Origin of the sequence: Hyphomicrobium sp. DY-1, from assembly GCF_047497105.1 — a bacterium.
In the GTDB taxonomy this organism is placed as follows: Bacteria; Pseudomonadota; Alphaproteobacteria; order Rhizobiales; family Hyphomicrobiaceae; genus Hyphomicrobium_B.
On sequence record NZ_CP134870.1, the window covers coordinates 3,683,377 to 3,706,441 of the forward strand.

The window sequence follows — 23,065 nt, forward strand, 5'->3', positions numbered from 1 at the left end:
TACATCTTTGCTACGCCTCCTTAGGGAGGCACACCGTGAACGTTGATTTGCACAAATTTTCATCGCTGGAAGTCAGCAGTTCGCCGCCGAAGGCCCAAAGGGCGCTGCGGATCGTCCGCCACGTCTGATGATCCTCCAGAGTGCTAGGCACATCCTTGGCCGGCACGCTGAGCCGCACTTCGTTGTGTGCGGCACCGCAAAAGAGTTCGATTTCACCCGATGGCGTTGACTGGCGGCCGTTGGCGCCGCTGTTTCGCAGCAGGTTGGCGAGGATGAATTTCATAATCTCGCGCGGCATCCGATAGGTGAAGTCGCCGGAGGTAGCGAGCGAGAGGCCTTTGGCAGGCCCTCTTACATTTTGCTCGATGACTTCGTGCAGCGTATCCGCCATGGAGGAGGACTGGCCAGCCGAAGCTTGGACGAGGCCGCGGGCGAGTTTCCCGATTGAATTGGCCATGGACCTGCATTGCTCCACGTCTTGCAAAATTTGCCCCGAGCATGCTGCGATCTTGGACTGACGAAGGCGCGCCGACCAAGATTCGAGGTACGCATTCGTATTCTGCGGCGCCTCCAGCGATCCTTGTCCAGCGAGATGGGCCAAGTGCTGGGCCTCGCTGTGAAGGGATTTCAAAGGCGCGTCCAAACCACCGGCAAGAATAGACAGCAGTGCGAGATTAGCTTCGCTGGCATCGCCGGTTGAGATCGGGCCGACGACGGGTTCTGCAAGCTTGGATGCAGAATGTTCGACGCTCAGCGCGTCCTGCATTGCTGCGCAAAGCTCATCGAGGTTCCAGGGTTTCGGCACGAAGCGGTAGATTGCTGCATCGTTGATGGCGTGCTGCAGATTGTCGATGTTGGCGTAGGCGCTCGTCAGTACGCGGATGGTTGACGGCCAGGACTTGCGGACATCGCTGAGAAACGAAACGCCGCTGTCGCGCGGCATGCGTTCGTCGCTGACGACGACGGAAATCTCGTCGCCCTCGGACTCGAGGATTTCCATAGCCGCATCCGGACTGCTGGCCGTTCGGACGTTTGCATATTTGCCGACCGACGCCTTGAAGTATTTCAGCGATAAGGGTTCGTCGTCGACAAAGAGAATTGTGGGGTTCTGCTTGTCGCTCGTCTCTGAGCGGTTTGACATGGTCAAGAGGCCTTGCTTGAGGCGAAGTGTGAAAATGACTTCTGATTTGCGTGCATGCCTTGGATATATATAGGTGCCTAGATAATTCAATCTGGCTACTGATATTCAAAATCAATATCGGATTGAATGAAAATTTGAGATGTTGGCAGTCAATCTTAATAGTTTCTGACTGCTATTTTCATAGCGATACAAAATGGAATTCGGCGTATGGCGGAGGCATACTTCGCTAAGGCGGGCGGAGCCGATGAGCAAGGAACTCGTTAACGTCTGCCTATGCAGCCGAGGCGGCCTGACAGTATCTTTATCTTTTGGAAATTAGGAAATCGCTGTCGATCCGGCGAGCGCCGACGCGGGCGCTCGCTATTGGATAGGGGCTGTGCAGCCGGCGTCTCAGACGCTCAGCAGCAGATGTTCCCGCTCCCAGGGACTGATGACGCGCATGAATTCTTCGAATTCGCTGCGCTTCAGAGCCAGATATACGTGGCAGAAACGTTTTCCGAGAATGTCGTGAAGGGCCGTGCTTTCCTCGAAATCGGTCAGCGCTTCGAGCAGACCGCGTGGCAACTGATGATCGTTGCGGTAAGCGTTGCCGACCACGGCTTGGCGCGGCTCAAGCGCATTCTTCATTCCGAGGTAGCCGCATGCGAGGCTCGCGGCGAGCGCCAGGTAGGGGTTTGAATCGGCGCCCGCGAGGCGGTTTTCGACGCGACGGGCCGAGGTATTGGCGACCGGCACGCGCAAGCCTGCGGAGCGGTTGTCGAAACCCCATTCGACGTTGATCGGAGCGGCTCCATTCGGCACCAGGCGTCGATAGGAATTCACGTAGGGCGCAAGCAGGCATATGGCGGCCGGAAGGTACGTTTGCTGACCGGCGAGAAAGTTGAAGAACAGCTTGCTTGGTTCGCCGTTGTCCAGCGTAAAGATGTTTTTTCCCGTCTTGGCGTCGACAATGCTTTGATGGACGTGCATGGCGCTGCCGGGCTCGTTGGCGAGTGGCTTGGCCATGAAGGTCGCGTAACAGTTTTGCGCGAAGGCGGCTTCGCGGATCGTTCTTTTGAAAAGGAAGACCTGATCGGCGAGGTCGACAGGGTCGCCGTGAAGGAGATTGATTTCGAGCTGCGCGGCGCCGCCTTCCTGGATGATAGTGTCGATCTTGAGGTACTGGCGCTCGGCGAATTCGTAAATGTCATCGACGATCTTGTCATATTCGTCGACAGCGCCAAGGCTGTAGGCTTGGCGGCCTGCGCCAGGACGACCGGAACGGCCCGTCGGCGGCTCCAAGGGATAGTCGGGATCGGGGTTGGTTTTCGTCAGATAGAATTCGAGTTCGGGCGCAACGACCGGCACCCAGCCTTCCTTGGCGTAGAGATCGACGACGCGCTTCAAGACGTTGCGCGGTGCGATTTCAACCGGATCGCCGCTCTGCCATTGGGCGTCGTGAATGACTTGCGCGGTTGGACTCGAAGCCCACGGAGCTGGGCGGATGGTTGATAGATCGGGAACCATCATCAGGTCGCTCTCGGCGTAAAGCTGCTGACCGTCTTCTTCGAAACCTACGTAATCGCCGGTGATGGTCTGATGGAAAATCGATATCGGAAGGTGAACTGCGTCGAGTTTCACGAATTTCTCGGCGGGCATGGTCTTGCCGCGCGCGACACCTGCAATATCGGGCACTGCACAATCTATTTCTTCGATGCGATGTTCGCGCAGCCAATCCCGAAGTCCTTCAGGAGTGGAGCCGACGCCGAAATCACTTTCCTCGTGGATGGGACGTACTGGTGGGGCGTTCATGAAGCACCTAGGTATTGTTCAACTATATTGTCGGCTGACGCGTTATGTTCGGTCTCACGAACGTCATCGCCAAGCGTCGAAGTCATGTGACAGCCATGGCTTTGATAAGGAGGGCTTGCCCTCTAAGTTCAGACATCGGTCAGACGCATTGAGCCGTCGCTCGGTAGGCTAGAAGAGACTTAGCCTTTTACATGGGGGGACCTCAATAGCCGCCACGATGACATACCTTATCGCCAAATATCGTTGCCGTCGCCCAATTGGGCGGCGCGCTGACTTGAGATCGGGCAATCGTCCATTGGACGGACGTTTTTCGTTGCGCGTCGCAGTGCAAACAAGAAATCTCCCACAAGCCCCGTTGTGCTTCGCAATTTAAATGCGCAGTATGGTCGGTGTTTAGCAAAACGCTGTGCGAGCGGCGTTGGGTGTGGTCCGGCCGTTTAACGTGGCCGGGTATGGGACTGATCCGTGGAGGATTTCGGATGTTGTGGCTCAGTAAGGCGGCGCGTAGCGTCGCGTACTCTATTGTTGCGGCTGTAGCGACAGTCGGACTCGTTGGCCATCACGCGCAGGCAGCTGATAGAGTCGTGAAAGTCTACAACTGGTCGGATTATATCGATCCTTCGATCCTTACCGATTTCACGAAGGAAACCGGTATCAAGGTCGTTTATGACGTCTTCGACAGCAACGAAGTTCTGGAAACAAAGCTTCTCGCAGGCGGCAGCGGTTATGACGTGGTTGTGCCGACAGCGTCCTTCCTTTCGCGCCAGATCAAAGCCGGCGTGTTCCAGAAACTCGATAAGGCCAAGCTTCCAAACTTAAAGTACGCATGGCCCGAAGTTTATAGTCGCATCGCGCAGTACGATCCGGGTAACGAATACGCCGTCAACTGGATGTGGGGCACCACGGGCGTCGGCTACAACGAAGGTAAGATCAAAGAACGCATGGCCGATGCGCCGGTCAACTCGCTCGATATGATCTTCAAGCCGGAGATTGCCGCGAAGTTCAAGGACTGCGGCATCTATATGCTGGATTCACCGGAAGACATCATTCCGGTCGCGCTCAATTACCTCGGCCTCGATCCGAATACGAAAAATCCGGAAGACTTACAAAAAGTCGAAGATATGCTGCTGAAGATCAGGCCGTATATCAAGAAGTTCCATTCCTCCGAATACATCAACGCGCTGGCGAACGGCGACGCTTGCATGGCGCTTGGCTGGTCGGGCGATATTCTTCAGGCCGCGTCGCGCGCTGAAGAAGCGAAGAACGGCCAAGTCATCAAGTATAATATTCCGAAGGAAGGTACGCAGATGTGGTTCGACATGATGGCGATCCCGGCGGACGCCAAGGATGTCGACGAAGCTCTGACCTTCATCAATTATCTCAACCGGCCAGAGGTCATGGCGAAGGCTTCAAACTTCGTCCAGTATGCGAACGGCAACCTCGGTTCGCAGAAGTTCATCGATAAGAGCGTCCTAGATAATCCGGCGGTCTATCCGGATGCCGATACGATGAAGAAATTGTTCGTCCACTTGACGTGGGATAATAAAACCCAACGTGTCGCCACGCGAATGTGGACGAAAATCACGACAGGCCAATAAGTTCAGAGCCGCGCCAGAAACATACTGGCGCGGCTTTTTCTTTCTTCACTGTCGCCGGTGTCCCGGCGGTCAATTTCGATCGGTTGAAGGGAACTCACATCATGGCTGTTGCGACTGCTCCATCCCAGGCGAACGCTGGTTCCTCGCAACGTGCAGGTCCGCGGACGGCCGCACCGCAGACCGGCTTCGCGCCGTGGAAGAATCCAGCCCTTCCTCCCATGGTTCGCTTCGAAGGCATCACGAAACGGTTCGATGACTTTGTCGCCGTCAACAATGTGACACTCGATATTTATGAGAAAGAGTTCTTTGCGCTTCTTGGGCCTTCTGGGTGCGGAAAGAGTACGCTTCTCCGAATGCTCGCCGGGTTCGAGCGGCCGACAGAGGGTCGCATCATCGTCGCCGGGCAGGACATCACCGACATGCCTCCCTATGAGCGGCCGGTGAACATGATGTTCCAGTCGTACGCGCTGTTTCCTCATATGACGGTCGAGCGCAACATCGGTTTCGGCCTCAAACAGGAGGGGATGCCGAAGGACAAGATCGAAGAGCGCGTCGATGAAGCCATGGGGATGCTTGAGCTTCGTCAGTTCGCGAAACGCAAGCCCAATCAGTTGTCCGGCGGCCAGCAGCAGCGCGTGGCGCTTGCGCGCGCCATCGCCAAGAAGCCGCGCCTTGTTCTGCTCGACGAGCCGCTCGGCGCGCTCGACAAGAAGCTGCGGCAGCAGGCTCAGTTCGAATTGATGCGTATTCAAGAAACGACGGGGACGACCTTCATCATCGTCACGCACGATCAGGAAGAGGCGATGACGGTTGCGAGCCGCATCGCCGTGATGGAGAAGGGCCTGCTTCAGCAGGTCGCGACGCCGGGCGATATCTATGAGAATCCGAAGACGCGGTATATCGCGGGCTTCATCGGCGACGTGAATGTCTTTGAAGGCACGGTTTCGAATGTTTCGGACGGCTGCGTCGAAATCGATGCGGCGGATGGCTACAAGTTCAAGACAAGAAGTGCAGAGCCCGTGACCGTTGGGCAGAAAGTCGGGTTGGCGCTGCGGCCTGAGAAAATCCGGATCGGGCGTGAGAAGCCCGCATCAGACGTCAACGCCATTCCTGGCAAAGTCGAAGATATCGGCTACCTTGGCTCAATTTCGCATTATCACGTTCGTACGGCTTCGGGCGAACGCATAACGGCGCTGCGTGCCAACGCGGCACATACGGTCGAGCAATCGATCACCTGGGAGGACGGCGTCTGGCTCGATTGGCCGGTCGATGCTGGCGTGGTGCTGACGGGCTGAGGTTTCACATATGCGTTCAAAAACTTCCGATCTGAAACGCTGGTACGTGATCGGCGCGCCGTTTCTCTGGTTGCTCGTTTTCTTCCTCATCCCGTTCTTTATCGTCTTCAAGCTGTCGCTTTCCGATGTCGCGACCGCGATCCCGCCGTACACGCCAACGTTCAGTTGGTCGAAGGGAATCGGCACGTTCCTCTCGCAGCTCGATTTCGAGAACTACACGTTTCTTTTCAGCGACTCTCTTTACATCAATTCGTATCTCTCGAGCCTCAAGATCGCGTTCTTTTCGACAATCCTGACACTGCTTGTCGCGTACCCGATGGCTTACGGCATGGCGCGGGCGCCGAAGTCTTGGCAGCCGACGTTGATGATGCTCGTTATCCTACCGTTCTGGACGTCATTTCTGATCCGCATTTATGCCTGGATCGCGATCCTGAAGCCCGAGGGCTTTCTGTCATTGTTCCTGATGAAGCTCGGCATCATCAGCGAGCCCCTGCAAATCATGAATACGACGACGGCGGTCTATATCGGCATCGTGTATTCCTATCTGCCCTTTATGATCCTGCCGCTCTATGCCAGCCTCGAGAAGATCAATCCCTCGTTGCTTGAGGCCGCGCAGGATCTCGGCTCGCAGCCGTGGCGCGCCTTCTGGCAAGTGACGTTTCCATTGTCGATGCCCGGCGTATTCGCTGGATGCCTGCTTGTTTTCATTCCGGCGGTCGGTGAGTTCGTCATCCCGGACCTGCTTGGCGGCTCGGATACGCTGATGATCGGTAAGACGCTGTGGACGGAATTCTTCAATAACCGCGACTGGCCGTTGGCGTCGGCGGTGGCAGTGCTGCTGTTGCTGGTGCTGATCATTCCGATCGTCCTATTCCAGCGGCAGCAGGAAATGCAGCGGGAGGCCGGACGATGAAGGGACGCTTTTCCTGGTTCAACGCGACTTCGATCACTTTCGGATTTGCGTTCCTTTACATTCCGATCCTGCTGTTGGTGATCTTCAGCTTCAACGAGTCAAAGCTCGTTACCGTATGGGCCGGGTGGTCGACGAAGTGGTACGGCTCGCTGCTTCAGAACCAGGGTCTCAAAGATGCGGCGTGGGTGACCATTCGTGTCGCCGTCGTTTCGGCAACGGTTGCGACGGTGCTCGGCACGCTTGCGGCCATCACGCTTGTCCGCATGGGACGGTTTCATGGTCGGACGCTTTTTTCGGGAATGATCTTCGCGCCGCTCGTCATGCCGGACGTTATCACTGGCCTATCGCTTCTGCTGGTGTTCGTGGCGCTGGGTTTCGATCGCGGCTTCTGGACGATCACGATCGCGCACATCACGTTCACGATGTGCTACGCGGCCGTCGTCGTACAGGCGCGTCTGCAGGACTTCGACAAGTCGGTCGAGGAAGCTGCGATGGATCTCGGAGCGACGCCCGTCGGCACGTTCTTTCAAATAACGCTGCCGATCATTGCGCCATCGGTCGTATCGGCGTGGTTGCTTGCGTTCACGCTTTCACTTGATGATCTCGTGATTGCGAGTTTCACAACAGGTCCCGGTGCGACGACCCTGCCGATGAAAATTTACAGTCAAGTTCGACTTGGCGTGACGCCCGAGATCAACGCCATCTCAACGATCCTGATCGGCATCGTGACAGTCGGCGTCCTTTCGGCGGCGTTCTTTACCAAGCGGCAGACGGATCGGGCTGAGCGCGAGCGGCGGAAGGCTTTCGGCGCGACGGGCTGAGTTGCGATGAGCGGGCGGCCCAACGGCCGCTTGGCGGCATTGTTTCCATGCCATTGCGGGGTGGTTACGATTGCGCGGAATAGGGAGCGGCGCGCGATGCTGGGGATGAGAAGTCGCATTTGTCATTCGCGCCAGAGCGCGCTAAGCACCGGGCCATCGTGACAGCACAAGATTACATACGTTCCTATTACGCCGCGACGGCCAATGACCAGACGCGCTATCCGGTGCTCGAAGGCACCGTTAAAGCCGATGTCTGCATCGTTGGCGGCGGTTTTTCCGGCGTGGCGGCGGCGCTGACGCTGGCGGAGCGCGGACGGTCAGTCGTTCTGCTCGAAGCCAATCGCATCGGGTGGGGCGCGTCGGGACGCAACGGCGGTCAGATGATCGGCGGCATCAGCGGCGAAGAGGCAATCAAGCGGCAGCTTGGTTCGGCGGGCGCCAAGCTCGTGCGCGACATGCGCTATCGCGGGCATCAGATTATCGAAGAGCGGGTCGCTAAATATAACATCGCCTGCGATCTGGCTTACGGCTGGATGGAGGTCGCGGCCCGGCCGAAGCATATGGATCATATGCGCGCCTACGTCGAAGGCCGAATGAAAGATGGCGACGGCGATCAGATCGAGGTCGTCGAGAAGCATCGGATGCCCGAAGTTCTCGGCACGGAATCCTACTATGGCGGTTACATCGACCGGCGCAGCGGCCATGTGCATCCACTCAATCTGTGTCGCGGGGAAGCGGCGGCGGCGGCTTCGCTCGGCGTCGAGATTTTCGAGGGAACGAAGGTCGTCAATCTGTCTGGCGGCGCAAAGCCCTGGGTTCAGACCGAGCGAGGCCGCGTCGAAGCTGGAACCGTCATCATCGGCGGCGAGATTTTTGAAAAGTTCGGCCAGCCCGGGCTCAAGGGGCTGATGCTGCCCGCGGGCAGCTACATCATCGCGACCGAACCACTGACGGGCTCAGAGACGGCGTCCGTCGATCCGCAAAATCTCGCGGTCGCCGACAGTAACGTGGTGCTCGATTATTTCCGGATGTCGGCGGATCGCCGCATGCTGTTTGGCGGTCGCTGCAACTATACAAACCGCGATCCGAAAGATATCGCTGCGGTCATGCATCCGCGAATGGTGCAGGTGTTTCCGCAGCTCAAGAATGCGCGGGTGGAATTCAAGTGGGGCGGGACGATCGCGATCGTCGTCAATCGCGTGCCCGCTGTCGGGCGACTATCGCCAAATCTTTATTACTTCCAGGGTTATTCGGGGCATGGCGTCAACGCTACGCACATCATGGCCGAAATCGTTTCCGACGCCATTTGCGGTACGACAGAGCAGTTCGACCTGATGTCGCGGATCAAGCACATCCGGTTGCCGCTGAGCGACGTGTTCGGCAACTACATGCTGGCGCTCGGGATGCTCTACTACCGCATGCGCGATTTGATGTAAGCGCCGCAGCGGCGCCAACTACCAGCGAAGGACGCGCGGTCCAAGCAACGCGCCGAGGCCCGTCATCACGAGAACGCCGATCGAGTACCAGACCGCCAGAAACAGCGGGCTGTCATCCGGGCAATGCGCTGCATAAAGCGTTGCTGATATGCCGGCCGATAGCAGGCCGCCGACGGCACCGGCAATGACCGGGTGGGTCGTCGCGCCGTTGCGCAAGGCATAAAGCACGGCGACCAGCGGCGTCAGCGACAGCAGCGGAATGACGATCAGGCAGAAGACGGCGTTGTGTCCGACCATATTGGCGCGCCAGGCATCGCTCGGCAGCGCGAAAAGTTCGAGGAGGACACCGACGGCAAGCACCAGCGGCGCCAGGGCCAGCCACCACATCATTTTGCCCGGCTTAAAGTCCGGCCGCGCCAAGCCGCGAACCAAGAAGAACGCGGGAATGGCGACGCTCAGCGTCAGAACGAATTTGAACAGGAAGCGCGGCGACGAGGTCACCAGTTCCATGAAGTGATCGCGAATGCCGAACAGACCGTAAAACACGAGGGCCGTGATCAACGTGCCAACGCCAACCGCCGTCGCCAAGGTCTGGGCGACAGGCGGCTCGACGCTTTTAGCGTCGGCAGCAAGGGCTTTGATCAGATCTTCGGTTCTCATATCTTCTTCTCTTGATAGGTCTCCGAGAGGGCCTTCAGGCTTCGGTGCAATGCGACGCGTACGGCGACTTCCGTCATTCCAAGGCGTTCCGCGACGTCGCGTGCGGAATGCCCATCGATACTTATGGAACGCACGATATCGCGGTTTTTCTCCGACAGACCATCGAGGATGCGATCCACGTCGCGGGCGTCGATGGAGGCCTGCTGATCGTCGCCTTCGATGTCGAATTCGGTGAGATCAACGGCCACTTCGGGACGTCGGCCGCGACGGCGCAGGTCGTCGATCATCTTGTTGCGCGAGATCGCCGAGACCCAGGGGCCCAGCGGCATCGATTGATCCCATGTATGCCGTTTCAAATGGATGGCAAGCAAAACGTCTTGCACCACATCCTCTACGTCATCACGCGGCACACCGACGCCGGCAAAGCCGCGCCGAACAACCCCTCTCAGAACCATCGACAGTTCGGACAGGAGTTTATGGTAAGCGTTCTCGTTGCCCGCGATCGCCGCGCGCATCAAGGCCGACCACTGAGCGTCTCGAGCCTTTCGGTCCAAAATAGCCCTTCTTCGTCGTCTTCGCTGCTCGACGAGCAAACGTTACATCGTGAAGAAAATATTTCTGCTGCCGCCGAACAGCATTTTTCGACTCCGCGCCGCATATGGCAGGGATGCCATAAACTGCGCAAGGTGACACGAAGCAAAAAAACGCACTTTGGGGGTTAGTTAGCGGGCAGCCAAAGCCAGAGAATGGCGATGTAGGTCAGTCCGTGGAGAAGCTGGTCAATCCCCAAGGCCCACCAGAAGCCCGTATCTTTCGGCGTCCAGCCTTCGCGCGCGACGAGCCGCTGTTTCAGCCAATCGATATGATAGTGCAGGAGAAATTCGCCAGCGAGGAGAGCGGCGGCAAGGGGCAGGCCGCCACCCGGAAACAGCCAAAAAACGGGCGCCGTCAATACGATGTGGATGAAGGCATGCAGCAGGCCGCCGGGCGCGCCATAGTGCCCTTTCTGCCGGAAAATCCCATCCGATTGCAGGATGAAGTCCGCGACGGCATGTTTCACAAGCAGGTAGGTGATCGCGGCAAGCGCCGCGTGACCGGGTGACATGAAGCTCCATCGCTGCCGGACGGCGATGGGCAGACACCGCTCGCTTCGTCCTTTCGTGGTTTTTAGCGTAACCGGGCTGTCTGGAATGTCACCTGGGGAACAGGCGGCCTGGGCAACGCGGTGCCGCCCAGGTCCGATTTCCGTTTGCAGATGGCGCCTTAGTTCACGCGCTGAACTTCGACGAGGTTGTCGGAGAACGTCGGGGCGCGGCCTAATCCGCTCCAGGCGTCCGACGAGATGCAATTGACGGAGCCATCCGAACGATTGAGCGACCGCCAATACCCGAGCGTCGCGACCACCACGCCATCGGGGACATCGTCTGTCACGCGCGCGACACCTTCAAAGTCGCCGCGATCGTTGTAGACGCGAACCGGATCACCGTCGCGCACCGAACGTCTCTCAGCGTCGCCCGGTGATATCATCACGAACTGGTCGCCTTGGATTTTAACTTTGTGCGGCTCGTTGGCGTAGCACGAGTTCAAGAATGCATGGCTCTTCGGCGAGATAATATTGAGCGTGTAAAGTTTGGCGCGCTCCGGGTTCGTTTCTGGTGTTTCGCGCGGCGGCACGAAGCCGGGAAGGGGATCAACAGGTTCGCCCGATTGCTCGCCCTCGTACATGGCGCGGAAGGGCCCGGCGACAAAGTTTTTGGCGTCGTGCAACAGGAACTCGACCTTGCCTGACGGCGTCGGGAAGTTGCCGTTGGCGTGCGGTGTGCGGGTGTCGGCTGCCCCGACGTCGATCTTGAAGTAGCCGTGGGTCTTAAAATACTCCATGTCGACGCCGCCCATCTTCGGGTCGGTCCAGTTGATGTACTCGGCGCATAATTCGCTGTCGGTCATTTTGAAGACGGGATCGTCGAAGCCCATTTCCTTCGCAAGCATTCGCCAGAGATCGCTCGTCGGCTTGCATTCGCCTGGCGGCTCGACGGCCTTCTGATTGTACGTCAGATAGAAATGGCCCCACGACCACATCATATCCTCGGCTTCTCCCGCCATCGCCGAAGGCAGGACGATGTCGGCATATTTCGCCGTGTCGGTGAGGAAGTGTTCGGCGACGACCGTGAACAGGTCTTCGCGCTGTAGGCCTTCGACAATTTTGTTCGTCTCTGGCGCCTGACTGACCGGATTGGTGCAGAAAACGAAGAGGCTCTTGATCGGCGGATCGAGCTTCATTTCACCGGTGAGCGCCGCGCCGAGACGCAGGTTGTTGACGACGCGGGTGCCGGGTTTGATCCATTCGGGGCGCGCGGCCTTTACCCAATCGATCGGGAAATCCCACAGCGGCATCTGCAGCAGGCCGCCGCCGACGTGACGCCAGGAACCGACGAGGGCAGGCAAGCTGCAGACGGCCCGGATCGCTTGGCCGCCACCGGCGCTGCGTTCGAGCGCAACACCCAAGCGAATGACGGAGGGCTGCGCTGTTGCGAATTCACGAGCGAATTTTTCAATGTCCCCGGCGGGGACGCCGGTCGTGCGTGCAACGTACTCGGGCGTGAATTCGGCGGCGCGTTCTTTCAGCTCGGGAAAGCCGTAGGTGTGATTGTCGACGTAGTCTTGATCGACCAAGCCTTGGGCGATGATGGAATTGATGAAGCCCATCGCCAGCGCGCCATCGGTGCCGGGCTTCGGGCAGATGTGCCAGTCCGCGGCTTTTGCCGTGCGCGAGCGATAGGCGTCGATCACAACGAGCTTCGCGCCGCGTTTCTGCGCTTCGAGCACGAACGGCCAATGATGCAGATTGGTCGAGATCGAATTGGACGCCCAGATCACGATGAATTTGGCGTGGACGAAGCTTTCCGGATCAACCGCGCCGGTCGGTCCGACGGTCAGAAGCCATGCCGTCGAAGAGCCCGAGGCGCAGAACGTCTTTTCGTTCACGGTCGTGCCCAGGCGATTGAAAAACGGGTCACCGGAGTTGATGCCCTGCACGAGGCCCATATTGCCCAGATAGCTGTAGGGCATGATCGCCTGAGAGCCATGCTCCGCGATGATGTCGCGCCAGCGCGCGCCGATCTCGGAAATGGCCTCATCCCAGGAAATGCGTTTGAATTCTTTTGAGCCTTTGGGGCCGGTGCGTTTCAGCGGATAGAGCAGGCGGTCTGGATTATGATGATGGTCGGCGAAATCCTTGAGCTTCACACACAGGCCGCCGCGGGTCATCGGATGCTGTTTGTTTCCGCGAACTTCGACGAGGCGGCCATTCTGGACCTCGTAGACCATTGCACAGGTGTCTGGACAATCGTGGGGGCAGGCGCCGAAGAATTTCTCCCGCTGCGGTTGCTCGTTCATGTTTCCTCCGTGGAAAGCCCGCCCATTCTTGAGGCGTGTTCTTAACGTGCGTCAGTTTGGCACCGAAGCGACGGAGAGCGCAACGCGAAAGCGTTTTGGCGACAGAGGGGGAAACGCGTTCAGAGGTCGGCGGGAATTAAAAGTGGTCCCGCCATTGGGCTGAATTGGCACGAAAGTCTGAAAGCGCGCCATCTTCTGTCTTCAGATGAATTCACTAGCTTTTCCGGCATGCTAAGACGACAAATTGGGAAGACCGCGTGGGAAGGGTCGCAGGATATGTCGAAGGCGCTATTTCCAGGGCGACGGGTGCTTTGGATGCCCTTGAATCTCGATTGGGCGCCTCCCAGTCGGGCCGTCCAGCACTGTTGCGCCTCAATGGTCGATGCATTGCGATTCGACTGCAAGGACCATGATGATCCCTTCGCGTGCGCGGATTCGCTGATCGTCTACAATGAGGTCATGAACGAATACGGGCTGATCATCCACGACGGCACGGCGTCGTATGTCTTGATTGATCGCTGCCCCTGGTGCGGGACACGCCTGCCGCAGAGTCTGCGGGATGAATGGTTCGATGCCGTCGATGCGCTGGACCTGGAAGACGGTGTCCCGCCGCCGGAGCGCTTCCTATCGAGCGCATGGCGCAGGATTTAGTTCCAGTTCGCGATCAGGGAACGTCGGGAGCGGCGCAGGCGTCCTCGTAAACGTGCATCCCCCCATTGCGGTCGATAAAAATTTCATTGCCGTTTGCTGCAGTCTTCGAATGGCGCTCGACCGGGACCTTGCCGTGCGCTCCGGGAAGGTCGAGCACGTAAGTCGGAAGCGCAAGACCTGAGAGACGGCGGCGCAGTTCGAGCATTAGCTGGCGACCTTGGGCGATCGTTGTCCGGAAGTGCGCGGTGCCGGGCGCGAGATCGCCGTGATGGAGGTAATAGGGCCTCACGCGAAGCTCGACGAGACTGCGCATCAGAGTTTCTAACGTGTCAGCGTTGTCGTTGATGCCTTTGAGCAGCACCGTCTGGCTGACGAGCGGAATGCCCGCATCGACGAGACGCGCGATTGCGCTGCGTGCCGAAGCGGTCAACTCTTGCGGATGGTTTGTGTGCAAACCAACGAATACCGTCAGCCGGGATGCTTTCAGCGCCGAGATGAGATCGTCCGTCACGCGCTCGGGATCGACGATCGGTACGCGGGTGTGCCAGCGCAGGATTTTAACGTGCGGGATATTTGAAAGCGCCTCCGTGATCTCGCGGACGCGGCGCGGCGAGAGCACGAAGGGGTCGCCGCCGGTCAGGATCACTTCCCAGATTGCCGGCGTTTTCGCGATGTAGTCGAGCGCCGCGCTGAGTTCCGCGGCGGAGAGCGCTTCGCCGTTGTCCGGTCCCACCATCTCGCGGCGGAAACAGAAACGGCAGTAGACCGGGCAGACGCTCGCGATTTTCAGTAGGACGCGATCGGCGTAGCGATGAACGATGCCGGGGGCCGGACTTTTGATGCGATCACCGATGGGGTCGTCGCGCTCACGCGGATGCAATTCGAGTTCGTGGGCGCTGGGGACGAATTGTTGGGCAACGGGATCGTCCGTAGCTGAGGGATCGATCGCATTGGCGATGGCGGGTGTGATCGCAACGGCGTAACGCTTGGCGACATCACGCAGCGCGGCGCGATCTTCGGCGCGGGCGAGGCCCGCGTCGATGAGATCGTCAATCGATGTCAGCTTGCGTTCGAGCAGCGTCATTTGGGCGGCCAGATCTCCGTATCGTGATCGGGGTGCTGGTAGGAGACGAGCGTTTTAAGGAACGGCGCCGCGTTCGGGTCTTCGAGCGTCTCGTGCTGCGGAAGACCCGCAACCCAATCGACATAGGGTAGCTTGGCTTCGGTGCCCCATTGGATTTTCGGGACGATTGTTTCTGGGTGATCGAAAGCGCCGATCGCGATCGCGACGCCGTCCGGCGCTTCGTAGGTCAGAGGCGTGCCGCACTCGGCGCAAAAGCCACGCGCAGCCGCGTTCGACGATTGGAATTTTTTCGGTTCGCCGCGCGTCCAGACGAGATTGGCGCCGCGCACGCTGACGAGTGGCGCGTAGAAGCTGCCAAACGCTTTCTGGCACATGCGGCAATGGCAGACCGATGCGTCGATGAGTTCGCCCTCGACGCGAAAGCGGACCGCGCCGCATTGGCAACCGCCGGTGTGGATCTCTTTGGTCATCGGTCTGTTCTCCCTCTCCCCATTCTCCTGCACTTTAGATGGGGAGAGGGGGACTTTGGCTGAGCTTATTTGCCTGTTTCCGGAAAGGGCGTCCATAAAACCTGATCAATCCGCTCGGCGCCGGTGGCGAGCATGACGAGACGATCAAAGCCGAGTGCACAGCCTGACGATGGCGGCATGACGCGTAGAGCTGCGAGGAAATCCTCGTCGATCGGATAACGCTCGCCGTAGATGCGCTGTTTCTCAGCCATCCACATTTCGAAGCGGCGGCGTTGTTCGTCGGCGTCGGTAAACTCGCCGAAGCCATTCGCAAGTTCGACGCCGCAGGCGAAAAGCTCGAAGCGTTCGGCGACCTGCGGATCGCTCAATACGGGGCGTGCAAGCGCAGCCTCTGCGACGGGATATTCATAGAGGATCGTCGGCGCAGGCGACCCGAGGCGGTCGTCTATCTTCTCGACGAGTACGCGGCTGAAGATATCCGACCATGTATCGTCAGCGGCAATGCGAATGCCGACAGCTTCCGCGGCGGCGGCAAGTGCTGCGCGGTTGAGAATGTTCTGCGATATCGCTTCGCGCAGCGGCATCCCGGCAAATTGAAGGAAAGCTTGTTCCAACGTCAGCGCGTGGAACGCCGCGCCGGGATTGCAGGTCTTGCCGCGTAAGGTCCATTCCAAGTGCCCGGCTGCTTCGGAGGCGATTTTCAAGACCGTCGCGCAATCGTCCCAGAGCGTTTGGTAGGGCTCGTCGGCACGATACCATTCGAGCATGGTGAATTCGGGGCTGTGCAGGCTGCCGCGTTCGCGATTGCGAAACACTGGTGCGAAAGCGAAGATTTTAGTTTCGCCTGCGGCCAGCAGTTTCTTCATCGCAAGTTCGGGCGATGTATGCAGATAAAGTTCGTGCCGGGAAAGATCCGTGCCGATCATATCCGTCCGGAAGGCATGGAGGTGTGTTTCGTTCCCGGGCGACCCCTGCAGGATGCTAGGCTCGACCTCGGTAAAGCCTTGGCCCACGAACCAATTGCGAATTGCGGCCTTGATACGGCCCCGCCCAACCAGAAATGGGCGGCGGTCGGCGTGGCGTTCGGGGCTCCACCAGGGGGATTGATGCGACATGCTTGCAAATTGGGCGTTCAGGACAGGGTTGCCGCACTTGGCGGCAAGGGGCTAAGCGGGTATGAGACGCGACAGATTCCCTGAAGGCTTCCGCCGGCTGGCCGCCCATGAGGCGGCCGCAGCGCTTTGATTAAAACGGAGACGTACCCGTGGTGAAGGTTATTGCAAGCTCGGTCCGCAAAGGCAATGTGCTCGATCTGGATGGCAAGCTTGCCGTCGTGATGCATGCGGAAAATATCCATCCGGGCAAGGGTACGCCCGTCACGCACCTCGAAATGCGCCGCATCGCCGACGGCGTGAAGGTTACCGAGCGCTACCGTACGACGGATCAGGTCGAGCGCGCCTACCTCGACGAAAAAGACTTCAATTTCCTCTATGAAGACGATATGGGCTACAACTTCATGCAGCCCGAAACTTTCGACCAGATCACCATTCCGAAGGATGTGCTTGGCGATCAGGGCCAGTGGCTGCAGGAAGGCATGACGTGCCTCGTGTCGCTGCACGAGGGCAATCCGATTTCGGTGGAATTGCCGCAGCGCGTGACGTTCGAGATCGTCGAAGCCGATCCGGTCGTCAAAGGCCAAACGGCGTCATCTTCTTATAAGCCCGCGAAGCTTTCGAACGGCGCCCGCGTGATGGTGCCGCCGCACATCGGCGCTGGCACGCGCGTCGTCGTCATGACGGAAGACGGTTCGTACGTCGAACGCGCGAAGGATTAGTTTTTGTTTGCGCCCGGCGACTCCCGGGCAGCCGGCCGCTCGGCGCGTGTTTTTTAAGCCGCGCGTGACGAGAGTTCTTCGGCGCGCTGGGGCGCGACTTCCTCACAAATGACCTTGAACTCGGCCAGATAGTGCTGGCCGAATGATGTCACCATCGCGACGTCGGCAGCGTCGCGGCCGCGCGCGATGACGATGCGGCCGGTGCGCGGAACATTATGGCGCGCGTCGAACGTGACCCAGCGATGGTCGACGTAGGCTTCGAACCAGGCACTGAAGTCCATCGGAGCCGGATCGGGTGGCACGCCGATATCGCCGAGGTAGCCGTTGACGTATGCCGCAGGAATGTTGAGGCAGCGGCAGAACGCGATGGCGAGATGCGCGAAGTCGCGGCAGACGCCGGTCCCTTCTTTGTAAGCTTCGAACGCCGTGCGGGTGGAGCGCGCTTGTTGATAGTCGAAGCGAATATGCTTGTGTACGAAATCGCAGATCGCTTTCACACGTGCGTAACCGGGCGGCACGTTGCCGAAGAGTTGCCAGGCGATTTGCGTCAGCTCATCGGTCTCGCAATAGCGGCTGCCGCTGAGGAAGTGCATGGCGTAATTTGGCAGATCAGCGACGGGAATTTCGCGGGCGCTAAGTGGCGCTTCTTCCAGCTCACCGCTGTCGCGCACCACAGCGCGATAGCTGAGCTTCAGTAAGCCTTTTGGTGCAACGAGACGCTGCGTGCGGTTGCCGTAAATATCCAGCCCGCGTTCGATAGCGATATCGGGAACGTTGAGTGCATCTTCGTAGATGATATCGCGACGGCGGCCGGGGTGGACGTCGAGAAGCAGGAGCAGTGGCGTGGGGGCAGAAACTTCAAGCCCAATATCGTATCCGACGTGAATGAGCATAATCGTACGCCCTCGCGACAAACAAGTTTGCCAAAAAACGTCATGCAGCAGTCGAATGTTCCGAAATAAAAGGCGGAGATCTGCACAAATATCCAGCAAAAATGCGCTGTTTGGCGTGTTCAGCCAACAAATCCGGCGCACACGGCCAACTTTAGTTTGATTTTGCGCAGCGTTTTATTTTGCGTTGAAGATACTCAGCACGCAATCAAATATCTAACCGCAGTACTTTCACGGTCGTTCCGGCATGGAGCGATGGCGCGTCCGCAGGGATTACAACGAGGCAATTGGCGCGCTGGAGAGATTTGACGAGGCCGCTGTCCTGGTTTGTGAACGGCGTGACACGAGCTGGTGACGTCGAAACATCAAGCAAGCCGCGCATATAGTGTTCGCGTGGGCCGTTGGCGGGCACGGGGCCTGTCAGCGCAGCATCGATGGCTTGGAACGGCTTCTCAAGGCCGAGCAGACGACCGATGAGCGGCACGAGAAAAACGCGTGCGCAGATCATTGCAGCAACGGGGTTGCCGGGGAGACCGAGGCAGTATTGCAATTTACCGCCGACGTGACGTGAGCCGAAGAAGAGTGGCTTTCCCGGGCGCATCGCGATTTTGTAGAAGTCGAGCTTAGCGCCTGCGTTCTCAAGTGCCGGTCGAACCAAATCGTGGTCTCCGACGGACGCGCCTCCGCTCGTGACCAGCACATCGGCATCGTCGGCGGCTGAGATGAATTCTTCAAGCGAAGCAAGTGAATCGCGCGCGATGCCGAGGAAGTGCGCCTTGCCGCCCGCCATTTCGACGACGGATGCGAGACCGTATGCGTTTGACCCCGAGATCTGGCCGAGGGCCAAAGGTTTTCCCGGAGTGACCAGTTCATCGCCTGAGGAAAGGATCGCCACAACCGGCTTGCGGACAACAGAGAGTTCACCGTAGCCACAAGACGCCGATATCAAAACATCGCGCGCGGTCAGGAGGCGACCGCGTTCGATAAGGCGCTCGTCCTTCGCAAAGTCTTGGCCCTTCGGGCGAATGTTGGCGCCGCACTTCGCGGTTTCTAGAACGGTGACGGTCGGGCCCGACGCGGTGGTGTTTTCCTGAATGACGACGGCGTCGGCGTCGTCTGGAACGCGGCCACCGGTAAAAATGCGGACGGCTTCGCTCTTACCAAGAGAACCATCGAAAGGATGCCCTGCACCCGATTCGCCGACGACGTTGAGCGTAGCGGGAACGCTCGCGATATCGTCCGCGCGGACGGCGTAACCGTCCATGGCGGAGGCGTCAAAAGGTGGGTTGTCGACTTTTGAAATGACTGGGCTCGCCAGCGTGCGACCGTGGGCATGGAGCAGATCGACCGTCTCGGCGTTGAGCGTCGTGGCGTTTTCGAGGATGCGTTGCAACGCGACGGAAACGGGAAGCAAAGCCATGTGCGTCAGCCGCCTGCCGGGCGGGGACCGGCTTTGTAGGTGCCCGACGTGCCACCCGTTTTTTCTACGAGGCGCACGTCGCTGATGACCATGCCGCGGTCTACGGCTTTCAGCATGTCGTAGAGCGTGAGGCAGGCGACGGAAACAGCCGTCAACGCTTCCATTTCGACGCCGGTCTGGCCGGATACTTTCACTTCCGACGTGACGCGAATGCCGGTCGGCGCATGCGAAATTTCGAAATCGACGGTCGCCTTCGTGATGGCGAGCGGATGACAGAGAGGGATCAGCTCATGCGTGCGCTTCGCCGCCATGATCCCCGCGATGCGGGCAGCGGCGATGACGTCGCCTTTCTTGGCAGTTCCGGTTTCGACGAGAGCGAGCGTCTCGGGCCGCATCGCGATGAAGCCCTCGGCGACGGCGTGACGTGCGGTGACAGCCTTATCTGACACGTCGACCATGCGGGCGTCGCCCTTGTCGTCAATGTGCGAAAGCTTGCTCATGACGCCGGCGCGAGCAGGGTCTTGGTCGCGGCCGTCACGTCGGACTGCCGCATCAGGCTTTCGCCCACCAGGAAGGTATTGACGCCGACCTTTGAAAGACGCGCAAGATCAGCCGGTGTGAAAATGCCGCTTTCGCCTACGACAATGCGATCGGCCGGCACTTGTGGCGCCAGATCTTCCGTCGTTTTCAGCGTCACTTCGAACGTTTTGAGATTGCGATTGTTGATGCCGATCAGGCGACAGTCGAGCTTCAAGGCGCGTTCAAGCTCGGCGGCGTTGTGGACCTCGGCGATGGCATCCATGCCCCAGTCTTTCGCCGCTTCGGCGAGGTCATGGGCCGTCGCGTCGTCGACTTCGGCTAGGATGATCAGGATGCAGTCGGCGCCCCAGGCGCGGGCTTCGGCGACCTGATAGGTATCGATCATGAAGTCCTTGCGCAGAACGGGAAGCGAGGTCGCTTCGCGCGCCGCCGTCAGGAATTCGGGTGCGCCCTGGAACGACGGCCGATCGGTCAGCACTGAGAGGCAAGCCGCGCCGCCGGCCTCATAGGCTTTTGCGAGCGCAGGAGGATCGAAGTCGGCGCGGATCAGGCCTTTCGAAGGTGAGGCCTTTTTGACCTCGGCGATGAGCGCCGGTTTCTTTTCCGCATGCTTTGCCGCGATCGCGCCGGCAAACGGGCGCACATGCGGTGCGGAGCGAGCGTATTCGGCAATGACGCGCAGCGGCTTGATGGTCTTCGCGCGCGCGACCTCCTCGAGTTTGTATGCGGTGATTTTGTCGAGGATGTCGGCCATGGCTTAGATCCGGTCGTTTGTTACCGCGACAAGGCGGTCGAGCGCTCTAGCCGCGCGACCGCTGTCGATTGAAGCTTCGGCTTTGGCGATGCCGTCCGGCAGGCCATCGGCCTTGTCGGCGACGACGAGCGCGGCGGCGGCATTCAGCACGACGATATCGCGATAGGGGCCGGGCTCGCCCTGCAGCAGCGAATGGATAGCGGCAGCATTTGTGGCCGCATCACCGCCTTTCAGCGCTTCGATAGTGCTGCGCTTCAGGCCCGCGTCTTCCGGCGTCAAGTCGAAGGCGTAGATGTCGCCGTCCTTGAGTTCGGCAACGTGGGTGATGCCGGTCGTCGTCAACTCGTCCATGCCGTCCGCGCCGTGTACGACCCAGGAATGAACGGAGCCGAGCTTGCGCAGCACCTCGGCGATCGGTTCGACGAGTTTGCGGTCGTAGACGCCGAGGATCTGGCGCGTCACTTGCGCCGGATTGCACAGCGGTCCGAGCAGATTGAAGATCGTCCGCAGGCCGAGATCGGTGCGGATCGGTGCCCAAGCCTTGAACGAGGGATGATAGAGCGGCGCCCAGAGAAAGCCGACACCGGCATCGGCAATGGCGCGCGAGACCATCACGGGCGGCACGTCAAGCTTGACGCCGAGGGCTGCCAGAACGTCGGAGGCACCGGAAAGGGATGTCACGGCGCGGTTGCCGTGTTTTGCGACGATCGCCCCCGCACCGGCCGCAACAAACGTTGCCGCTGTCGAAATGTTAAAGGTGCCGCGGCTGTCGCCGCCGGTACCGACGATGTCGATGGCGCCGGGCGGCGCGTCGACGGTCGTCATGCGGCTGCGCATGAACTTGGCAGCGCCGGTGATCTCTTCCGTCGTCTCGCCGCGGACGCGGAGGCCCATCAGAAAGGCGCCCATCGCAACGGCCGGGGCGATGCCGGACATCAGCAGGTCTAGGGCCTGTTGCGTGCCTTCGTCACCGAGCGTTTCGCCATCGGCGATGCGGTTCATTAGGCGCTTCAGTTCGCGCGCGGGATTTGTGACGGTGCTGGTTGCTGTCACGGGTCAGGCTGCCTTGCGGCTCTTGGGAGCTAGTCCTGCGAGGTCGAGGAAGTTGGCGAGGAGGGCGTGACCCTGCTCGGAGGCTATGCTCTCCGGATGGAACTGCACGCCGTGCACCGGATGCGACTTGTGCTGCAGGCCCATGATCAGGCCGTCGTCCGTTTCGGCCGTCACCTCAAGGCAGTCCGGCAGCGTCGCCCGGTCGACGATCAGTGAGTGATAGCGCGTGATCTCGAAGCGTTCCGGTAGGCCCTTGAAGATGCCTTTGCCGGTATTGGTGATGGCCGACAGCTTGCCGTGCATCGGGTTTGGCGCGCGCACGACGTTGCCGCCATAGGCTTGGCCAATGGCTTGGTGACCCAGGCAGACGCCGAGCAGCGGAATGGTCGCGCCCGCCTTCTTGATGAGGTCGAGGCAGACACCGGCTTCGTTCGGGGTGCAGGGACCGGGCGACAGCACGATGGCTTTCGGGTTCTGGGCCAACACCTCTTCGGCGGTAACCTTGTCGTTGCGAATGACGACGCTTTCGGTGCCAAGCTCGCCCAGATAGTGGACGAGATTGTAGGTAAAGCTATCGTAGTTATCTATCAGGATCAGCATATTGGCCCTTGGTCTGCCGACATCCGACGTGCGCGCTGTCCTTCTAGCAGACCATGACATGCGCGCGACACGGAAAAATATGGATATCAGGACCTTCGTTTCAACGTTTGCAGCGTTCAGGTCTGCGGACGCTCAGGCGCGGTCGCGAGGTGTCAAGAAGGCTTCCAGATGCCCGGAAGCCGGCAGGAGGTCCTGCCAGCTTGTTTGCTCGAACGTGAAAACCGCCAGGGCACAGGTGGGGAACTTGTCCTCCAGGCGGGAAATGGACTTGGCGTCGCCGGTTCCGGTGAGAAACAGCGCGAGGCCGTGCATGCCTGGGTTGTGGCCGATCATCAGTACCCGTTTGATGCCGGCGGGGACGGCCTTCAGGCGGCTGTAGAGGGTTTCTTGGCTGGTGAGATACAACTGATCGTCAAACGTCACTTCGGCGTCTTTAACGCTGGGGGTAATGAGCGCCAGCGTCTCGCGGGTCCGTTTTGCGGACGAGCAGAGAATAAGCTCGGGAGCAAAATTCAGCTCTTTCAGGGCCGCGCCCATCAACGGAGCTGCCATCCGTCCGCGATCGTTCAGAGGCCGATCGAAATCGTCGATGTCGGTGGCGTCCCAGCTCGATTTGGCATGGCGCAGAAGGGCGAGTGACAGCATTTCGGCCTTGGGCTGGCGTTGTGCGACGAGCAAACCTTATAGCAGGTCGCTCGTGCAGTTAAGCGATAGGCCA

At 59.4% G+C, this 23,065-nt stretch carries 23 protein-coding genes; 7 read left to right on the forward strand and 16 right to left on the reverse strand.

Translation table 11 applies throughout. The features are described from left to right. Positions 1-10 precede the first annotated feature (10 nt). Together RLW41_RS17770 and RLW41_RS17775 are read right to left on the reverse strand one after the other, a co-directional pair. Complete coding sequence (locus RLW41_RS17770; protein WP_409563006.1) at positions 11-1,141, reverse strand: response regulator; 1,131 nt, start codon at positions 1,139-1,141, stop codon at positions 11-13. Between the two features lie 390 nt (positions 1,142-1,531). Continuing rightward, complete coding sequence (locus tag RLW41_RS17775; protein ID WP_414462316.1) at positions 1,532-2,932, reverse strand: glutamine synthetase family protein; 1,401 nt, start codon at positions 2,930-2,932, stop codon at positions 1,532-1,534. Positions 2,933-3,411: 479 nt separating this feature from the next. Here RLW41_RS17775 and RLW41_RS17780 point away from each other — a divergent pair, with 479 nt between their 5' ends. The 5 genes from RLW41_RS17780 (at position 3,412) to RLW41_RS17800 (ending at position 8,995) form a co-directional block, all read left to right on the forward strand. Next, positions 3,412-4,530, forward strand: coding sequence for a polyamine ABC transporter substrate-binding protein (locus RLW41_RS17780; protein WP_409563008.1), 1,119 nt, complete (start codon positions 3,412-3,414; stop codon positions 4,528-4,530). Positions 4,531-4,631: 101 nt separating this feature from the next. Continuing rightward, positions 4,632-5,825, forward strand: coding sequence for an ABC transporter ATP-binding protein (locus RLW41_RS17785; RefSeq protein ID WP_409563009.1), 1,194 nt, complete (start codon positions 4,632-4,634; stop codon positions 5,823-5,825). A 10-nt stretch (positions 5,826-5,835) separates the two neighbouring features. Further along, the gene (locus RLW41_RS17790) at positions 5,836-6,738 is read left to right on the forward strand and encodes an ABC transporter permease (protein WP_409563010.1); all 903 of its coding nucleotides are present in this window, start codon (positions 5,836-5,838) and stop codon (positions 6,736-6,738) included. Continuing rightward, positions 6,735-7,559 (forward strand): ABC transporter permease subunit, encoded by an 825-nt coding sequence (locus RLW41_RS17795; RefSeq protein ID WP_409563011.1) that lies wholly within the window; start codon positions 6,735-6,737, stop codon positions 7,557-7,559. The genes RLW41_RS17790 and RLW41_RS17795 overlap by 4 nt, the downstream gene beginning before the upstream one ends. Before the next feature lie 158 nt (positions 7,560-7,717). Further along, on the forward strand, positions 7,718-8,995 hold the full coding sequence (locus RLW41_RS17800; RefSeq protein WP_414462317.1) for an NAD(P)/FAD-dependent oxidoreductase: 1,278 nt from the start codon (positions 7,718-7,720) through the stop codon (positions 8,993-8,995). 18 nt (positions 8,996-9,013) lie between these two features. On the opposite strand, the gene RLW41_RS17805 is transcribed toward RLW41_RS17800, so the two are convergent. The 4 genes from RLW41_RS17805 to RLW41_RS17820 form a co-directional block, all read right to left on the reverse strand. Beyond that, positions 9,014-9,655 (reverse strand): NrsF family protein, encoded by a 642-nt coding sequence (locus RLW41_RS17805; protein WP_414462318.1) that lies wholly within the window; start codon positions 9,653-9,655, stop codon positions 9,014-9,016. After that, positions 9,652-10,209, reverse strand: a complete 558-nt coding sequence (locus tag RLW41_RS17810) for a sigma-70 family RNA polymerase sigma factor (RefSeq protein ID WP_409563014.1) — start codon at positions 10,207-10,209, stop codon at positions 9,652-9,654. Before RLW41_RS17810 ends, RLW41_RS17805 begins: the two co-directional genes overlap by 4 nt. A 164-nt stretch (positions 10,210-10,373) precedes the next feature. Beyond that, positions 10,374-10,760 carry a DUF3307 domain-containing protein gene (locus RLW41_RS17815; RefSeq protein WP_013947214.1) on the reverse strand — a complete coding sequence of 129 codons (387 nt, stop codon included), beginning with the start codon at positions 10,758-10,760 and terminating at the stop codon, positions 10,374-10,376. Between the two features lie 158 nt (positions 10,761-10,918). Further along, positions 10,919-13,051, reverse strand: a complete 2,133-nt coding sequence (locus RLW41_RS17820) for a molybdopterin-containing oxidoreductase family protein (protein ID WP_414462319.1) — start codon at positions 13,049-13,051, stop codon at positions 10,919-10,921. A gap of 276 nt (positions 13,052-13,327) precedes the next feature. Here RLW41_RS17820 and RLW41_RS17825 point away from each other — a divergent pair, with 276 nt between their 5' ends. Next, positions 13,328-13,702: a DUF6980 family protein gene (locus RLW41_RS17825; protein ID WP_414462320.1), complete on the forward strand. Its 375-nt coding sequence runs from the start codon at positions 13,328-13,330 to the stop codon at positions 13,700-13,702. Positions 13,703-13,715: 13 nt separating this feature from the next. Here RLW41_RS17825 and RLW41_RS17830 read toward each other — a convergent pair whose 3' ends face one another. The 3 genes from RLW41_RS17830 to epmA all read right to left on the reverse strand — a co-directional run bounded on the left by RLW41_RS17830 (position 13,716) and on the right by epmA (position 16,371). Further along, a complete protein-coding gene (locus RLW41_RS17830; RefSeq protein WP_414462321.1) occupies positions 13,716-14,786 on the reverse strand; it encodes a lysine-2,3-aminomutase-like protein in 1,071 nt (356 codons plus the stop codon). Then, positions 14,783-15,256, reverse strand: coding sequence for a GFA family protein (locus tag RLW41_RS17835; RefSeq protein WP_409563018.1), 474 nt, complete (start codon positions 15,254-15,256; stop codon positions 14,783-14,785). Before RLW41_RS17835 ends, RLW41_RS17830 begins: the two co-directional genes overlap by 4 nt. 65 nt (positions 15,257-15,321) lie before the next feature. After that, positions 15,322-16,371 carry an EF-P lysine aminoacylase EpmA gene (gene epmA / locus RLW41_RS17840; RefSeq protein WP_414462322.1) on the reverse strand — a complete coding sequence of 350 codons (1,050 nt, stop codon included), beginning with the start codon at positions 16,369-16,371 and terminating at the stop codon, positions 15,322-15,324. A 149-nt stretch (positions 16,372-16,520) separates the two neighbouring features. On the opposite strand from epmA, the gene efp reads away from it, so the two are divergent. After that, positions 16,521-17,090, forward strand: coding sequence for an elongation factor P (efp, locus tag RLW41_RS17845; protein ID WP_013947220.1), 570 nt, complete (start codon positions 16,521-16,523; stop codon positions 17,088-17,090). 53 nt (positions 17,091-17,143) lie between these two features. Here the strand turns inward: efp and RLW41_RS17850 are convergent, their stop codons facing one another. The 7 genes from RLW41_RS17850 to RLW41_RS17880 form a co-directional block, all read right to left on the reverse strand. Further along, on the reverse strand, positions 17,144-17,983 hold the full coding sequence (locus RLW41_RS17850) for a transglutaminase-like domain-containing protein (protein WP_414462323.1): 840 nt from the start codon (positions 17,981-17,983) through the stop codon (positions 17,144-17,146). A 205-nt stretch (positions 17,984-18,188) separates the two neighbouring features. Then, the gene (glp, locus tag RLW41_RS17855; RefSeq protein ID WP_414462324.1) at positions 18,189-19,400 is read right to left on the reverse strand and encodes a gephyrin-like molybdotransferase Glp; all 1,212 of its coding nucleotides are present in this window, start codon (positions 19,398-19,400) and stop codon (positions 18,189-18,191) included. 5 nt (positions 19,401-19,405) lie between these two features. Next, positions 19,406-19,900: a cyclic pyranopterin monophosphate synthase MoaC gene (moaC, locus tag RLW41_RS17860; protein WP_414462325.1), complete on the reverse strand. Its 495-nt coding sequence runs from the start codon at positions 19,898-19,900 to the stop codon at positions 19,406-19,408. Next, positions 19,897-20,694, reverse strand: coding sequence for an indole-3-glycerol phosphate synthase TrpC (trpC, locus tag RLW41_RS17865; RefSeq protein WP_414462326.1), 798 nt, complete (start codon positions 20,692-20,694; stop codon positions 19,897-19,899). Before trpC ends, moaC begins: the two co-directional genes overlap by 4 nt. A gap of 3 nt (positions 20,695-20,697) precedes the next feature. Next, positions 20,698-21,696 (reverse strand): anthranilate phosphoribosyltransferase, encoded by a 999-nt coding sequence (gene trpD, locus RLW41_RS17870; RefSeq protein ID WP_414464607.1) that lies wholly within the window; start codon positions 21,694-21,696, stop codon positions 20,698-20,700. 54 nt (positions 21,697-21,750) lie between these two features. Beyond that, positions 21,751-22,347 carry an anthranilate synthase component II gene (locus tag RLW41_RS17875; RefSeq protein WP_409563025.1) on the reverse strand — a complete coding sequence of 199 codons (597 nt, stop codon included), beginning with the start codon at positions 22,345-22,347 and terminating at the stop codon, positions 21,751-21,753. Between the two features lie 132 nt (positions 22,348-22,479). Then, positions 22,480-22,992, reverse strand: a complete 513-nt coding sequence (locus RLW41_RS17880) for a SixA phosphatase family protein (RefSeq protein ID WP_409563026.1) — start codon at positions 22,990-22,992, stop codon at positions 22,480-22,482. Positions 22,993-23,065: the final 73 nt, after the last annotated feature.